Origin of the sequence: Lentzea sokolovensis, assembly GCF_033949975.1 — a bacterium.
GTDB classification, from domain to species: domain Bacteria; phylum Actinomycetota; class Actinomycetes; order Mycobacteriales; family Pseudonocardiaceae; genus Lentzea; species Lentzea sokolovensis.
Genome location: NZ_JAXAVU010000007.1, coordinates 396,130 through 411,525 on the forward strand (window position 1 = coordinate 396,130; position 15,396 = coordinate 411,525).

Below are 15,396 nucleotides of genomic sequence, written 5' to 3' on the forward strand. Positions count from 1 at the left end.
CCGAAGGAGGTAGGCGGTGACAACAGCCGCAGCTTCGACCAACACAGATACGACGAAGCGGAAGGCATCGTCGAACGCGTGGGCTGGCCGTGATGGCAAGGCTCCATCGCGTCTGACCGGCGGTGCTCGGCGCCGCAGCGTGCCGTATCTCTTGCTTGGTGTCCTCCTGGTTCTCGTGTGCGCGGCCGGAGGCGTATTCACCGGCATGCAGCTGGGTGACCGCGAGACCGTACTTGCACTGGCCCGTCCCGTTGCCGTAGGCCAGATCCTGTCTGCGCAGGACCTCAAGCAAATCGGCATGCCGAGGAATAGCGGCATGGACCTCATGCCCGCGGCGGCTACGTCCGCAGTGGTGGGACAGCCCATGGCATTCAGCCTGCCCGCCGGTTCTCTGCTAAGCCGCTCAGTTCTCGGCTCACCGCTGATTCCCGTACCTGGCAAGGCCATCGCCGCTGTGGGACTCAAGCCTGGTCAGTTTCCACCTGACCTGTCACCCGGAACCACGGTGACGGTGCTGACCACGCAGGGGCAGAACACGACACCCAGAACGGCAACGGAAACCGGGCAGACATCGTCGTGGACCGCAGTGGTGGCTGGCGTCGCGACGCGCGAGACAGAACAGACCACCGTGGTGTCCCTGCAACTGCCCGAATCGGACGCACGCGCCCTGGCTGCTGCCCCAGCAGGTCAGCTGAGTCTGGTCGTGATCGCGGGAGGAGTCCGCTAATGCTCATCGCCGTTTGCTCACTGAAAGGGTCGCCCGGCGTGACCACCCTGGCCACGGCGCTCGGCGCCCGCTGGCCGGGCCAGGAGAGCCCGATCGTGGTCGAAGTCGACCCAGCCGGCGGTGACCTCATGGCCCGCTTCCGCCTGCGGGACACACCCGGTCTGGTCAGCCTGGCTGCAGCAACCCGTCGCCGCGGCGGTGCCGACCCCAACCTGGTTGCCCAGCACACCCAGCTCCTGCCTGGGGGACTGCGGGTGGTGCTCGGACCGGTTGGTGCTGAACAGGCTCGCGCGGCCCTCGGCGTCCTGGCGTCGGGTCCGTTGTCGCCGCTGCGCCGCGCCGCTGACCAGCCTGGCAATACGGTCATCGCCGATTGCGGTCGGGTAGACCCAGACTCCCCGGTGCTCGCGATCATCCGCAGCGCTGACGTGATGCTGCTCGTCGCTCGTCCTCACGATGACGAGCTCGCACACGTCGCACTCAAGTTGCAAACTGCCCAGCAGTGGTCGCGCCGCCCGTGCTTCGTCCTGGTTGGAGACGGCTACCCAACCGCAGAGGTGTCCCAGACCCTTCGCATCCCCGTCATGGCTCGTGTGCCTCGCGATAACAAGGGTGCAGCTACGTTGTGCGGCCAGAGCATTAGCCGCCGTACCCCCAGCAAGTCCGCGCTGGGACGTGCTGCCGCCAAGATCGCGCTCAACGTCCACGTGAACTCACAACCGCCGATCCACCACGGCACCCAAGCATCGCAACTGCGGCCGGCACGTCCAGGAGAACTCGCCTCGAGTGCCGTCCCGCAGCCGCTCGCGCCGAGCTCCGGCAACGGGGTGGTGGCACCATGACCCGCTCCGAGCTCGGCGATCCACGCCTGACCGGATCTGCCAACGGCACCGGCCCGAACCTGCTCACGACACAACACATGCCCGGACCCGCGCAGGTTCCCTACCAGCCGATCGATGGGACCGCGGCCATCGAACGACTGCGCCAGCACCTGCGGCATGAGCTCTCTTCCCAGCTCACTCAACGCATTCGTGCTGACGAGTCCGCCGGCCGGCCACCGATCGACGGCCCGCACCGCCGTCAGCTCGCCCAGACAATCCTGACCGACGCTGCCGAGGCACACGCTCAGGCTGAACTCCGCAACTCCGCCACCGGCGGAATGCTCGTGCCGCCCGACGTCGAGCAGCGGCTGATCAACCAGGTTCTCGACGAAGTCTTCGGTCTGGCTGGACTGGAGCCGCTGCTGGCCGACACCGACATCGAGAACATCAACATCAACGGCGACCGAGTCTTCGTCAAGCGCGCTGACGGTCGACGCCATCGATTGCCTCCGGTAGTGGGATCCGATACCGAGCTGATCGAGCTCATCCGCGACCTGGCCACCCGCAGCGGCGTCGAGGAACGGCGCTTCGACCGCGGCAGCCCGATCGTGAACTTCCAGCTTCCCGGCGGAGAGCGCGTCTCGGCCGTCATGGCGGTGACCACACGGCCATCGGTGAGCATCCGCCGTCACCGGTTCACCACGGTCACGCTCGCCGAGCTGCGGGGGAACGGCACCCTCGACCTCGCCCTGGAGAGCTTCCTGGCGGCACTTGTGCGAGCCAAGCGCAACATCCTGGTCACCGGCGGTACGGCCATCGGCAAGACCACCTTGCTACGCGGCCTCGCATCGGCCATCCCGCCGTGGGAGCGACTGATCACCATCGAGGACGTCTTCGAGCTCGGCCTCGACGAAGATGCCGATGCGCATCCCGACGTGGTGGCACTGCAAGCACGCGAACCGAACATCGAAGGCCAGGGCGCGATCTCGCTGTCCGACCTGGTGTGGCAGTCCCTGCGAATGTCGCCGGACCGGGTCATCGTCGGCGAGGTCCGCGGCCCCGAGGTCATCCCGCTGACCAACGCAATGTCCATGGGCAACGACGGCAGCATGGGCACCCTGCACAGCAGCTCAAGCCAGGGCGCCTTCACCAAGCTCGCCGCCTATGCAGTGCAAGGACCTGAACGGCTGCCGATGGAGGCAACCAACCTGCTGGTGGCCGCCGCCCTGCACTTCGTGGTGCACCTCGAGAAGCCACGCGACGACTCGAGCAAACGCGTCGTCTCCTCCATCCGCGAAGTAGTCGGAGCCGACGGCGCCCAGATCATCAGCAACGAGGTCTGGCGACCAGGCCCAGATCTGCGCGCGGTGCCAGGTGCTCCGCTGCGCACCGACACCCTCGACCTGCTCGTCGAGCTCGGCTACGACCCAGACTTGTTCGAGCGGCGCGACGGGTGGTGGACACCGTGACCGCGACCGCTGCCCTGTTCGGCTTGCTCGGCGCCAGCGCAGCCGCAGGTGTCTTGCTCATCGTGGCAGGGCTGCGTGGCCGCTCTGTGGGCCCGGCTACCTCGTCGCGGCTGAGCGTCTGGCTCGCTGCGCGCCCCGACCGCAAGCAAGTCGGCTGGCTGGCCGTGGCTGTCCTCGCCGGCCTGGCTGTCGGCGCGGTCACCGGGTGGGTGATCGGTGCTGTCCTGACCGCGTTCGCAGTCGTCGGCCTACCGCGGATCCTCGGCTCGAACATCGACCACAAGCACCACCTCGAACGCATCGAGGCGATCGCAGGGTGGACCGAGATGCTGCGCGACACCCTTGTGGCCGCTGCAGGTCTGGAACAGGCCATCCTCGCTACCGCCCCAGCCTGTCCCGTGGCCATCCGCGACGAGATCACCGAGCTCGCCGTCCGGCTGGAGCGCGGCGAACGCCTCGCACCCTCCCTGCGTCATCTCGCCGGCCAGCTGCACGATCCAACGGCCGACCTGGTGATCTCCGCGCTCGTTCTCGCCGCAGAGCACCAGGCCCGCCAGCTGGCCGACCTGCTTGGTGAACTCGCGAGCGAGGCACGCGAACAAGCGTCGATGCGGATGCGCGTCGAAGCCGGCCGCGCCCGCACTCGAACCAGTGTGCGCGTCATCGTGATCACCACGCTGTCCTTCGCCGTCGGTTTGGTGCTGCTCAACCGTGGCTATCTCGCGCCGTACGACTCCGCGTTCGGGCAAATCATGCTGCTGCTCGTAGGCGCGCTGTTCGCTACCGCTTTCGCTTGGCTGGCCAGGATTGCGCGCCTGCGCGGATCCGAGAGGTTTCTGACCGAGCTGGGAGCGATCCGACAGCACGACACCGAGGTGGACGTTGACGACCTGCTCATCGGCAAGGGGGCGCCGTCATGATCAGCACGTTGCTGTGGGGAGCTGGGCTTGGTGTCGGATTGTGGGCGTTGGCGATCTATGCCTTCCCGCCGCGGCCGCCGCTGCGAGCCCTGGTCGACCGGTTGCAGACGATGCCCGCGCCGCCACCGATCCTCGCCGCGGACTCCGCCGGATGGGCTCTGCGCGTTGGCCGCCCGTTCGTCAAGCCGTTGAGCATGCTCGGATTGCCCAACCGCAAGCTGCGCAACGACCTAGCGGTCACCGGAAAGGGCATTGAGCACCATCTCGCCGAGAAGGCCACATTGGCGCTGACGGGGCTGCTGCTGCCGACTCTGGTCTACCTGATCTTCACCGTGGCTGACGTAGGGCTCGGTTGGGAGGTACCGGCCGTCGCGAGTCTCGTTCTTGCCCTTGGCGGCTTCCTGTTCCCAGACCTCAGCGTTCGACAGGAGGCCGAGCGACGCCGCTCTACCTTCCGCCATGCATTGTCGGCCTACCTCAACCTGATCCGGGTCCTGCTGGCAGGTGGTGCGGGAGTCGACGGCGCGTTGTCCGATGCGGTCGGCATCGGCAAAGGATGGGCATTCCAGCAGCTTCGTCGCGCACTGGTCACTGCCAAGCTAACCCGAACTACGCCTTGGTCCGTGCTCGGACAGCTCGGCACTGAACTCGATGTGCACCAGCTGTCCGAGCTGGCTGCGTCGGTGAGCCTCGCCGGGACCGAAGGAGCTCGCGTGCGCCTCAGCCTCACAGCCAAAGCGGCCGCGCTCCGCACGCGTGAACTCACTGACGCTGAAGGAGAAGGTCAAGCCGCTACCGAGCGGATGAGTCTGCCCGTAGTGATCCTTTTCGGGGCCTTCTTGATCTTCATCGGATTCCCAGCACTGGCAAGCGTGCTGGGAGGGCTCTGAAACCCCCGTGAGTTCACGAATTCTGAAGCCTTGGTCACCACGAACCGAAGGACGGAGGTGCTGAAATGATCCTACGAGAACCCTTGGGTTGCCGAACTGGCGGTGCGGCTGGAGACCGTGCGGACGTAGCGTTCGGCACCTTGGGTCGTGATACCGAAGAAGTCACTGAGCCGTCGGGCGTCTCCGTCGGTCACTGCTGCTTCGTACAGGATGCGGTCCTGGCGGATGGCGTCAGCGGATACGCCGATTGTATTGCTGACCCAGGTTGGCGTGACACTGCATGTTCTGACGCCAGTGTGCCCGTTGATGAACAAGTGCGGGTTGACGGTGGTGGGCCATCGTCGTGCGCGTTCGTTCAGCCAATTGGCGATCTTCTCTCGGGCTTGTGGTGCCAAGGGAACAACTCTTCGTCCGATATGGACTTGATGGTCGCGAAGGTCTGTCAGCAGGAGGCTGCACAACTCGTGGGGCCACAGGGCATGGAACGCGATGAGAGCTGCGAGGGCTTCACGAACCGGTTTGCCGGAGGTGAGCGCCTCGCGGACTTTGGCAAGCTCCATGGGCAGGGGTTCGCTTTCCTGCACCACGATGCGAGGCAGCCGCGTCGCCGGATTACTGAAGATGACCTGCTTGCTCTTGAGGATCCGGAACAGATCGCGTACGCCGGACAAGGTTCGCCGCTGATCTTTTGGGCTGGCAGGAAGGGCATCGAGGATCGCCTGCCGGCCGACTTCGCGAAGCGACAGGTATCCGGCCTCGGCCCAGGAGTTGAGGATCGTGCCGAGGCTGGCGATGTGGCGGCGAAGTGTTGGTTCGCCGGTTGGGTTGTAGCGAGGCGGTGTGGCGGTCCCGTGCCTGCGAATGGTGAACCACTGGCTGAACTCGTGCGCCATCTGTTCGGGCAGTCGTGCGGCGTGTTGGGCGAAGAAGCCGTCCAAAGCGGGTTGTCGGTCGTCGTCGAGCATTCCGGCGGAGGCGAGGACTTCCAGGACCGACTTGAGGTTGTTGAGCTCCCGTCCTCTCGTGACCGCGCTGACGTCACTGGCTGGAATTGCTGCCCCGGGAGTGTCCTGCAGGGCGAGCAGAATTCGGATAGCGCCGCGGGTGTTGACGATGAGGCCTTGCCCCCAGCCGAAGCTCGTAGCGTGGCCGAGAAGAACGTTGTCCAGTGCGGCTTCCAAGTCCGGCAGTGGCGGGACGAGTGGGCAACGCCGTGTTCGTGGATGCCGCCGCAGCAGGTCGAACAGCGTCAGCTGGCGGTGAGCTACCGGGTATCGCGCGGGCCACTTTCCTTGCGGGGCGGGTTCAGCGACAGGGTCGGGGCGCTTCTCGCGGAACAGGTCGGCGATGAACAACTGCTGGCCATTCCGGTTGGCGTCACGAACATCCATGCTCTCGTGCGCGGGCCGGACCAGATGGGCCTGTCGGCAGCACAATCGGCAGTAGCCGCGGGCATTGACAACGACCAACCGCCTGCAGGATGGGCACGGCTCCGCCGGTTCAGGAAGCCGTTTGTGCCAGCCGTGGCAGCCCTGACAGAGTCCACCGTAGGTACGAGTGACGCCCCAGGCCAGGCAGTCCCGGCACGACTCGACAACGGGCGCCTGCCGGTGGCAGTGCCGACACAGATTGCCGGCGTAGTAGTTGTCAGTCGAGCCGCATCGCTTGCAACGCGGCGGCCTCTTCCACACACGCGGAACGCAGTCGTAGCAGCATTCCCTGCCGTAGTAAGGGATCGGACGCACACCGCAGCGGGCGCATTGCCGCACCTTGGTCATGCCGGTGGTGTTGTCCGGTTGCGGCCAAGCCGGGGACGAACGACAGCCACACCGTCCGCGGTCGCGTGCGTGCGCTGGGTAGGACGCCGGGCGACGACTTTCCCGGGTTCGCAGATCAGCAGGTCCGAGGGCTGGCAGTTCAGGACCGTGCAGATGATGTCGAGGTCGTCGAGTCTGATGCTGGTTGGGGTGCCGGTCCACAGGCCGGACATCTTGCCCGCGCTGATCTCCAGGCCAGCCTCGGCCAGCTGCCGTCTGAGTTCGGTGGACTTCCAGATCCCGCGTTCGGCGGCCTTGAGTCGCAGGTTCCACTGCACCGGTTCACTCCTGTTCGCCAGCGAGACGCGCCGCCACACGCTGGTTGGCGGCGTCCCATGCTTGTTCGATGTGCTCGGCCTGGACGTGGATGTAGCGAGTGGTGGTCGACAACCATTCGTGGCCGAGCAGGTCCTGAATCGCCTTGAGGTCCAGGCCACGCGCGTAGAGCGACGACGCGCAGAAGTGCCTCAGTCCGTGTGGCGTGAGCTTGCCCTCCCAGGCAGGGAGCCAGCAGCACACCGCGCCGGCCAGTCCGGAACGCAGCGCGTCGTCTCCGGCCCGGCGACACCGTCCGGTATCGCGGTCGCGTCGTTCGCTGGGCAACAGCGGCGCGTCAGGATCGGCCCAGTCATCGCCGAATTGATGGCGAATGTCCATGAGCCACCACGACATCAAGGCATCAACGGAGTTGATCGCAGGCACCAGGCGAGTCTTGGGGCCGCGCCCGTGGCTGCCCTTGCCGAACCGCACGTGCAGCTTTCCGTACTCACCCAGATCTGGCCGCCAGTCACGAATGTCGAGCATCACGGTCTCCTGGATCCGCAGCCCGGCCCTCCGCCACAGCGACGCCGCAAAATAGTCACGCGCCGCGGGCAGGAACTTACGGGTCTCCATGAGACTGGCGGCCCACGCACTGAACAAGGCGTCGACTTCGGACTCCGACGGCGGTACCCGACCAGCGCCGTACTCGGTGCGGGACGGCCGGTTGTGCTCGTCGATCGGCTGGCAGACCACATGACCGGTCAGCAGATGGATTTCGGCTTGGTATCGGGAGATCAGGAAGTCGAAATAGCCCGCCAGCGACAGCGCTTTGTGTCGCACAGTGGACTTCGCCGAGCCGCGTTCGCGCCGGAGATACACGAGGTATCGATCAGCGTCGGCTGGCTGAGCTGTCCACACTGGACGGCTGACGAACCGAATGAAGTCGAACACGACCGCGCGTTCGGCAGAGACATAGCTGTCGGTCAGGCCGGCACCGACCATCGCCAGCACGTACTGGTCGACGAGTTCCTGCTCGAAGTCCTCAAGCTCCTGCGGCGTCCGAAGCCGTTGGGAGGACCCGAGCGAGCGCACTACCGCCAGCGCCACAGGCACCTCACTTCATCGGAGACGACCAACCATCGCAATCTCCGACATACCTTCAGGATTCGCGACCGGACGTCAACATATCCACGCGATCGAGTGAACCCACCACCACCTGCAAGGCAGGCAAACCAACAAGTTCCGCCCGCGAACGAACTCGCGGGTTTCCCGATGCGCGGTGATCTGTCGAGATAGGACTTTCTAGGGAGAAGAAGATGTTTACAGAGGTTCAAATTCTAGTCGCGCACATCCGGGTCGGGGTGGAGCGGCTACGGAACGACGACCGCGGTTACTCGACCGAAGCGGTTGTAGTGACCGCACTGCTGGTCTCACTTGCTCTCGCCGCCATCGCCGTCCTAGCGGTGAAGGCCATCCAGAAAGCCAACAGCATCAACCTGTAGGCCGGTGATCACCATGCCTCACAGCAACCGCCGAATCGTGTAGGGAGTCAACGAAGTTGGCGGTTGGTCCGTGCATTTGGCGGTCGGGTGGCGGTTAGTCGTCAAGTTGGCGGTCGGCGGGCGTGTTTCCGAGGCATCTCGGATGCGTGGTCGCAGCATCGCGCCTCATGGATACCGGACATGTTCGGCTGAGGTTCAAGGATCACTCGGGTTCTGTGCAGGAGACGGAGCTGGCGATGGTGCGGACAACAGAGCTGGTGGCGGGTCGCCCCTGGCGGGTGTTCCGCTGGCATCGGGGTCAAGCGCACTACTCGGGTTGGCATTGGTCGGCAACGATGGGACGGCATGTCGTGTACGAGAGCCGTTTGGAGCTGGCGCGCTTGCTGCTGGCGGATTTCGATCCGCGGGTGGTTTCGATTGCGGCGCAACCGTTTCACGTGACCGGACGCTCGGACGGCCGGACACGCCGGCACGTCCCGGACTTCCTTCTGGTGGACCGCAGCGGTGTGGTGACGGTCGTGAACGTGAAACCGGCCGAGCTGTTGGGTGACCCGAAGGTCTCCGAGGCGTTGGCGTGGGCTGGCAGCGTGTTCGCGGGACGAGGCTGGGTTCACGAGGTGTGGTCCGAGGTTGACGAGGCAGTGTTGGCCAACGTGCGGTTCCTGGCCGGGTATCGGCACCGTGAACGAGTCTCCGCCGACCTGGTCGCCCGCATCGAGGGTGCAGTCGAGGAACCGGTGAGCCTGGGTGCGTTGGAAGCGGCCTTGCCGCACCAGTTCTGTGAGGTCCGTCCGGCAGTGCTGCATCTGCTCTGGCGAGGCACATTGCGTGCGGACTTGTCGGTTCCGTTGTCGGGTTCGACGGTGCTGGAGCGTGCCGCATGAGTGGACAACGGGCCTGGACGGTCACGCTGCGGGACGGCACCCGGCTGATGCATGACGGCGAGATCTACACCGTGTCGGCAATGGACTCCGACAGCGTGGTGCTGCGCGGACATCGTGGCCGCAGCATCCGGGTACGCACCGCAACGCTACTCGGCGATCCGAGTACTCGGCTCCTCGACGCGCGGGACGACGTGCCGGAGGCGATCGGGTCGCTGCTGGACGATCTGACCGATGTCGAGCAACAGCAACTGGATGCTCGGTTGGGGCACGTCCGCGAACTGCTGACCGGGTACGTCTCCGGTCACGCGGAGACCGCCGCGGCCGGTGAGCCTCGCCCTGGCTATGACCCGTCGCTGCCGCTGAAAGACCGCTACACGGCCAAGGCCGCCGAGATCGGCACTGGGGTGCGCACCCTGGAACGGTGGATGGCAGCGTTCCGCGAATCCGGACCGGCAGGGCTGGTGGACCGCCGCTGCACACGCGCCGCCGATGTTCTGTCCGGTGTGGACGAGCGCTGGCTGGCGATGTGCCGGATCGTGCTGGCCGAGCACACCGAGGCCTCCCGGCCGACCAAGAATCTGGTCCTGGCACGGGTGGCTGCCCGGCTGGACGCCGAACACGGGACGGGCGTGGTGCGGGCACCGGCGATCAAGAAGTCCCGCGCGGTGCTCACGGAACTGACCCGCGGCACGAACGCGTTTACCGGCTCCACCAAGGGAAAGCGTTCGATCGCGGACCGCCCGCAGGGAGTGTATGGGCGGTTGCGGGCGAGTCGGCCGGGCGAGTATGTGCTGCTGGACACCACACCGTTGGACGTGTTCGCGATGGAGCCACTGACCCTGCGCTGGGTGGGGGTAGAACTCACGGTCGCGATGGACCTGTATTCCCGGTCGATCACCGGGATGAGGCTGTCCCCGGTGTCGACCAAGGCTGTTGATGCCGCGGTCGTGTTGTTCGAGACCCTGCGCCCGGCCTCGCGGCGGTCCACCGGATCCGGGTTGTTGCCCTACGCCGGGCTGCCGGACGTTGTGGTGCTGGACGCGGACAATGCCTGGCTCGACCCGCAGACACGCGTGGCCCGTGGGGCGGGGCTGCCGGAGGTGGCCGCGGAGACAGTGGTGGTGGACCACGGCAAGATCTACCTGTCCGAGCATCTGATGGCTGTGTGTGAGCGGCTGGGGATCTCGGTGCAGCCTGCCCGGCCACTGACCCCGACGGACAAGGCCGCGGTCGAGCGGTTCTTCCGCACGCTGCGGGACGGACTGCTGGCCGCGCTGCCCGGCTACAAGGGGCCCGACATCTACAGCCGGGGTGCGGATCCGGAGGGCTGCGCCTACTTCTTCCTCGATGAGCTGGAGCAGGTGATCCGGGAGTGGATCACCGGGATCTACCACCACCGGCGGCATGGCGGGCTGGTCGAACCGCGGGTGCCCGGCCTGGACCTGTCCCCGGCCGAGATGTTCGACGCGGGTCTGGCTCGCGCTGGGCGGTTGCGCATCCCCGCGCATCCCGGGCTGGCATTCGACTTCCTGCCGGTGGCATGGCGCACGATCCAGCACTATGGGGTTGAGGTGCATGGGTTGCGCTACAACGGGCCGGCGCTGACCGGCTACCGCAACCGCACCAGCCCGTTCACCGGTGCCCACGCGGGCAAGTGGCCGGTGCGCTACGACCCCGACGACGCATCGAGGATCTACTTCCAGGATCCCGCCGACCACGTCTGGCACGAACTGGCGTGGGAACACGCCGACGCGTTCGGCACGCCGTTCTCGGCCGAGACCGTGGCCTACGCCCGGCGTCTGGCACTGGTCTCAGGGCGTCACGTCGACCCGCGCCGGTCGCTGGCCGAGCTGCTGGACCGGTGGGACGCGGGATTGGTGCGCCACCCCGCGGAGCGGCGGATGGCCGTGCGGGCTTGCCAGCAGCGCCAGGCTCAACTCACCGACTCCACAATGGATAGTGGCGTGGCTGAGGTGGTCGAGGTGGTGGCGCTGCCCACCGTGGCGGCCATCACCGCCGCCAGCCAGCCCACCCCTGCGGACGGGAAGTCGGTGCCGCCAGGTGGGGACGACGACATGGTCGACGAGCTGGATCTCGACGACACCGCAGACGACACCACTGTTGACGACGAGACGTTTTACGCCGACGCGCTGGGGGTGCTGCGATGAGCCGCGAACAAACCCTGAGCGCATCGGCGCTGCAGGAACGGGACTGGAATCCGTGCAGCAAGCAAGGCTGGTTCGCCTTCGCTGACGCCGAGGCCCGGACCCGGCCGCCGGCGCACACCACTGAGCAGCTCGCGGCCATGCCGCGCGCGGCGCGGCTGCGCCATGATCACGCCCGCGCGCTCTGGCACGCCAACCTCGGCCCGATCCGCACCCCGGCAGTCGACGCGATCTTCGAGGAACTGGACGAGATCGTGGGCAGCAACCGCCAGGACGGCGACAAGGTCAAGCCCGCCGCGGTGCTGGATGCCCTGCCCGGCTTGGGAAAGACCACTGCGGCGATGGCGTTCGGGCGCGTGTTCCACCGCGACCAGATCGACCTGCACGGCCCCGAGGGTGCCACGCACGACGGATCATGGCAGCGCATCCCGGTGATCTATCTCGGCCTGACCTCCAACACCACCATGCGCAGCCTGAACGCGATGCTCTGCCGGTTCTTCGGCCTGCCTGGGGTCGACCGGGGCAGCGCCACCCTCCTGGCACACCGGGCCGCGGACTGCGTCGCCCACTGCAAGACCCGGCTGATCATCGTCGATGACGTGCACTTCCTGGACGTCAACCGCCGCGACGGCCGCGAGGTCGCCAACCACTTCAAATGGCTGGCCAACACCTTCCCGGTGACCTTCCTGTTCGTCGGCGTCGGGCTGCGCGCCCGCGGCCTTCTTGACGAGGGCCTGTCCGGCACCGATGCCGCCTTCTCACAAACCGCCCGCCGCTGGAACGTGCTGTCCCTGGCCCCGTTCGAGATCAGCACCGCCACGGGACGGCGCACCTGGCGACAATTGCTGCTCGGCATCGAACGCGAACTCGTACTCGCCCACACCCACCGCGGCATGCTCGCCAACGACCTGAGCGACTACTTGTTCGCGCGCAGCACCGGACACTTCGCCTCACTGATGTCGCTGATCAGCCGCGGTTGCTACCGGGCGATCAAAACCGGCACCGAAACCCTCACCGGCGGCCTGCTCGACGCCGTGCGCATCGATCAGGCCGCTGAAACCGCCCGCGGCGAACTCCACGCCGCTATCGAAGCCGGGCTGTTGTCCACCCGCCCACGAGCAGGGCACGCAACCCCGCGCACCCAGAAGGAGGGAGCGGCATGAGCTCGTCCACGCGCTTCGGCTATCAACTCGACTGGACTGCTCCGTCGGACGACCGCTCACCAGGTGACGGCTTGGCCATCAGCTCCCGATACGCCTCCAGCGACTCGAGCGCTCGTCTCGCATCCGTGGCCGCCAAGTGCTTGGCGTTCAGGACTCTCGGAGATCTGCGATGGTCTTCCTTTAAGTCATCCACAACTAATCTGGCGACGAGTCCACGCAATAAATTTGAATACTGCTCGATCTCTTTAGACTCCATCTTGTCAAAGATGTCCGACGTGAGAAACACGGTAGTTACTCCAATAATTAATTGGCCGCCCGGAATTGGCGAGGCGGGAACAGTACGCCGCCGCGAGGCACATGGGAAGAGCCTGTTGTCTGCGCCCCGCTTGAGGTTGTCCGGGGAGGCGCCATGATCACCCGGATTCCGTTCACCCTCGCCCCGCTGCCCGGTGAACCCTTCGGACTGTGGTGGCACACCTACGCACTTCGCCTGGGTGTCACCCGCGCCGAACTTGCCCACGCCGCCGGCATTCCTTCCGGCATGCCGCCCGGACCTGAGCATGCGGTGGCGATCGCCGCCGCGGCCGGGCTCACCGCCGACGAGGTGAACGGGATGTTCGCCACCTGCCGGCCCTGCCCGCCCGAGCACGTCCTGCGGGTCTGGGCACCTCAACTCTCCAGCCGATTCTGTCCCGGTTGCCTGGCCGACGGCACACCCTGGCAGGACGCGTGGGCACTCCCGCTGCGCTTCTACTGCCCGGCTCACGACCAGCCGCTGGCCGAGCGTTGTCCCGCCTGCGGCACGACGCCACCCAGCCGCAGGACACCGGCCGGCATCGCCCTCACCTCGTCGTCCTGCCCGTTCTGCGACCACGACCTCACCGCCACCGGCCGGCATCACGCCAGCCACGACGGGGAGCCCTCCGCGGCCGCTCAGAAGCTGATCACGACCACGCTGTCGCGGATGCGCGACCCGGCGGCCACCGCGCGCGAACGTGAACGGGCACAAGAACAGCTGACCGATGTCACGCTCATTGCCCTGCACTTCACCCAAGACGATGTCGCCACACAGCGCGGCTTCAACCATCGGCTGCCCGACGCGACCGCGTTCACCACCGCCGTCGGAATTCTGACCGCACCATCGGCCGGCAGTGGGCAGGACCCACTGGCCCGGCTGGTCACACGATGCTCCCGAGGCCCACGATCGCGTGCGGTCCCGTTCTCCTGGCGGACCGCCAGTCCAGCGCTGATCACCCGCATCGCCCGAGCCCGCGACACATCCCTGACCCCGATCGAACGCATCCGTTACGCCACAACCCTTCCCGCCGACACTGCACGCCCACGCGGACGCACCGATCCCGCGCTCACCCGCGCACGCCGCCTGCCAGACCAACTCTGGCCGGTCTGGACAATCCGGCTGGTCGACGATGACGGCCTCGACGGCTCCGCCTTCCGCGCCGCACTGATCGTCGCGTTGCTGCTGCCGCACAGCAATCTGCAGCTCAAGGAACTCACTCCGCTGCTGCCGCACCAGCCAGAACCCGCCCATGTCACTCACCAACTCCGCCGCCTCACCGCCATCACGCGAGGTGATGCCGCACTGCGGATCCTCACCGAACTCGGACTCGCCCTCGACCAGCACGACATTCCGATCGACTACGCCCGTCGGCGCCACCTGGTCGCTGACATCGACCTCATCGACAAACCGACCTGGACCCGGTACTGCCGCGACGCCGGTCTACGCAGCGGTGGGCAACGCCGCCTGGGCCTGGCCCGACGCTATCTCTACGAGCTACTCACCGCCGGCAACCTGGCCGCCGCACCTGAGCCCTACCGGCTTCCCGAAGGGGCACCACGGGCAGACTTCGTCGAGTTCTGCGCCAGCCTGCCCGTTCACCTCGTCGCGGCACTGACCGCACACGCCGAAGAAACGCTCACCGCAGCGGGCATCAGCGACGAACCCCTGACATGGCACCCGCCCGTCAACTGGACCACGGTCACCGAATGGCCAGGCGCGGACCCCGAACACACCGATCCGGGCCCGATCCACGAAGCCGTGCTGACCCAGTGGTCCTCCGCACCCCACAACCATTGGGCACCAACACACATCATCGCCGACACACTCGGGATCTCCAGCCACCACCTGCGATACGTGCTGCGCCAGCACCCGATCGACCACGCTCCCTACCGCCAGCACCGATCCGGAGCCATCATCCCGATGCCGCGCGGCGGCTGCACCATCGGATATCGAGCCGATCCACACCCCGACGATCCCACACGGATCTTCCTCGTCGACCCGGACTGGCTGCGCGAGCAATACACCACCTGGAACCGTTCACTCACCGACATCGCGAACGAGATCGGGTGCCGCAAAGCGACTCTGCGGGCTTTTGCTGAGGCACAAGGCATCCCACGACGCCCGCGCAGCGGAGGCACCGACTGCATCACCACCGGCACGATCGCCGGCCACCCAGCCGACATGCCCTACTTACTCCGGAAATCCCTGATAGGACGGCAATCCCGCCATCGCCTCGAGCGGTTCCTCGCCATGACCCACTACCCGAGCCTGAACCAGGCAGCCAGCGCACTCGGCGTTCACCAGTGCACCCTCACCTCCCAGCTACAGCTCCTCGAACGCGCCTGCGGCGGACTGCTGTTCCACCGACTCCCACACCCACAGCCAATCGGACCGCTGACACCCCTCGGAGAACAACTATGCCAACAAGCACGCGAACACCTCGACCACGCCCTCAACACATAAGAAGCCGCAACCATGA

Annotated in this window: 13 protein-coding genes; 10 read left to right on the forward strand and 3 right to left on the reverse strand. The window is 66.5% G+C overall.

Features of this window, described 5'->3' with window-relative positions:
* Nucleotides 1-16 precede the first annotated feature (16 nt).
* From SK854_RS14180 to SK854_RS14200, 5 genes are read left to right on the forward strand one after another with little or no spacing between them, the layout of a single operon-like run.
* On the forward strand, nucleotides 17-727 hold the full coding sequence (locus tag SK854_RS14180) for an SAF domain-containing protein (protein WP_319975537.1): 711 nt from the start codon (nucleotides 17-19) through the stop codon (nucleotides 725-727).
* Nucleotides 727-1,569 (forward strand): chromosome partitioning protein, encoded by an 843-nt coding sequence (locus SK854_RS14185; RefSeq protein ID WP_319975538.1) that lies wholly within the window; start codon nucleotides 727-729, stop codon nucleotides 1,567-1,569. The genes SK854_RS14180 and SK854_RS14185 overlap by 1 nt, the downstream gene beginning before the upstream one ends.
* Complete coding sequence (locus tag SK854_RS14190) at nucleotides 1,566-3,017, forward strand: CpaF family protein (RefSeq protein WP_319975539.1); 1,452 nt, start codon at nucleotides 1,566-1,568, stop codon at nucleotides 3,015-3,017. The genes SK854_RS14185 and SK854_RS14190 overlap by 4 nt, the downstream gene beginning before the upstream one ends.
* On the forward strand, nucleotides 3,014-3,937 hold the full coding sequence (locus SK854_RS14195) for a type II secretion system F family protein (RefSeq protein ID WP_319975540.1): 924 nt from the start codon (nucleotides 3,014-3,016) through the stop codon (nucleotides 3,935-3,937). The genes SK854_RS14190 and SK854_RS14195 overlap by 4 nt, the downstream gene beginning before the upstream one ends.
* Nucleotides 3,934-4,827, forward strand: a complete 894-nt coding sequence (locus tag SK854_RS14200; RefSeq protein WP_319975541.1) for a type II secretion system F family protein — start codon at nucleotides 3,934-3,936, stop codon at nucleotides 4,825-4,827. Before SK854_RS14195 ends, SK854_RS14200 begins: the two co-directional genes overlap by 4 nt.
* 71 nt (nucleotides 4,828-4,898) lie before the next feature.
* Here SK854_RS14200 and SK854_RS14205 read toward each other — a convergent pair whose 3' ends face one another.
* The 3 genes from SK854_RS14205 to SK854_RS14215 form a co-directional block, all read right to left on the reverse strand.
* A complete protein-coding gene (locus SK854_RS14205; RefSeq protein ID WP_319975542.1) occupies nucleotides 4,899-6,218 on the reverse strand; it encodes a hypothetical protein in 1,320 nt (439 codons plus the stop codon).
* Nucleotides 6,219-6,601: 383 nt separating this feature from the next.
* Nucleotides 6,602-6,922: a helix-turn-helix domain-containing protein gene (locus SK854_RS14210; RefSeq protein ID WP_319975543.1), complete on the reverse strand. Its 321-nt coding sequence runs from the start codon at nucleotides 6,920-6,922 to the stop codon at nucleotides 6,602-6,604.
* 4 nt (nucleotides 6,923-6,926) lie between these two features.
* Nucleotides 6,927-8,012, reverse strand: coding sequence for a tyrosine-type recombinase/integrase (locus SK854_RS14215; RefSeq protein WP_319975544.1), 1,086 nt, complete (start codon nucleotides 8,010-8,012; stop codon nucleotides 6,927-6,929).
* Nucleotides 8,013-8,221: 209 nt separating this feature from the next.
* On the opposite strand from SK854_RS14215, the gene SK854_RS14220 reads away from it, so the two are divergent.
* The 5 genes from SK854_RS14220 (at nucleotide 8,222) to SK854_RS14240 (ending at nucleotide 15,380) form a co-directional block, all read left to right on the forward strand.
* The gene (locus SK854_RS14220; RefSeq protein WP_319975545.1) at nucleotides 8,222-8,407 is read left to right on the forward strand and encodes a hypothetical protein; all 186 of its coding nucleotides are present in this window, start codon (nucleotides 8,222-8,224) and stop codon (nucleotides 8,405-8,407) included.
* Between the two features lie 215 nt (nucleotides 8,408-8,622).
* Nucleotides 8,623-9,291: a TnsA-like heteromeric transposase endonuclease subunit gene (locus SK854_RS14225; RefSeq protein WP_319975546.1), complete on the forward strand. Its 669-nt coding sequence runs from the start codon at nucleotides 8,623-8,625 to the stop codon at nucleotides 9,289-9,291.
* Nucleotides 9,288-11,459 (forward strand): Mu transposase C-terminal domain-containing protein, encoded by a 2,172-nt coding sequence (locus tag SK854_RS14230; protein ID WP_319975547.1) that lies wholly within the window; start codon nucleotides 9,288-9,290, stop codon nucleotides 11,457-11,459. The genes SK854_RS14225 and SK854_RS14230 overlap by 4 nt, the downstream gene beginning before the upstream one ends.
* Nucleotides 11,456-12,619, forward strand: a complete 1,164-nt coding sequence (locus SK854_RS14235; RefSeq protein ID WP_319975548.1) for an ATP-binding protein — start codon at nucleotides 11,456-11,458, stop codon at nucleotides 12,617-12,619. Before SK854_RS14230 ends, SK854_RS14235 begins: the two co-directional genes overlap by 4 nt.
* A gap of 409 nt (nucleotides 12,620-13,028) precedes the next feature.
* Nucleotides 13,029-15,380, forward strand: a complete 2,352-nt coding sequence (locus SK854_RS14240) for a LysR family transcriptional regulator (RefSeq protein WP_319975549.1) — start codon at nucleotides 13,029-13,031, stop codon at nucleotides 15,378-15,380.
* Nucleotides 15,381-15,396 lie beyond the last annotated feature (16 nt).

Coding starts and splice junctions, on each gene's coding strand:
- SK854_RS14185 (WP_319975538.1), top strand. CDS start 727: ATGCTCATCGCCGTTTGCTCACTGAAAGGGTCGCCCGGCGTGACCACC.
- SK854_RS14190 (WP_319975539.1), top strand. CDS start 1,566: ATGACCCGCTCCGAGCTCGGCGATCCACGCCTGACCGGATCTGCCAAC.
- SK854_RS14200 (WP_319975541.1), top strand. CDS start 3,934: ATGATCAGCACGTTGCTGTGGGGAGCTGGGCTTGGTGTCGGATTGTGG.
- SK854_RS14205 (WP_319975542.1), bottom strand. CDS start 6,218: ATGGATGTTCGTGACGCCAACCGGAATGGCCAGCAGTTGTTCATCGCC.
- SK854_RS14220 (WP_319975545.1), top strand. CDS start 8,222: ATGTTTACAGAGGTTCAAATTCTAGTCGCGCACATCCGGGTCGGGGTG.
- SK854_RS14230 (WP_319975547.1), top strand. CDS start 9,288: ATGAGTGGACAACGGGCCTGGACGGTCACGCTGCGGGACGGCACCCGG.
- SK854_RS14235 (WP_319975548.1), top strand. CDS start 11,456: ATGAGCCGCGAACAAACCCTGAGCGCATCGGCGCTGCAGGAACGGGAC.
- SK854_RS14240 (WP_319975549.1), top strand. CDS start 13,029: ATGATCACCCGGATTCCGTTCACCCTCGCCCCGCTGCCCGGTGAACCC.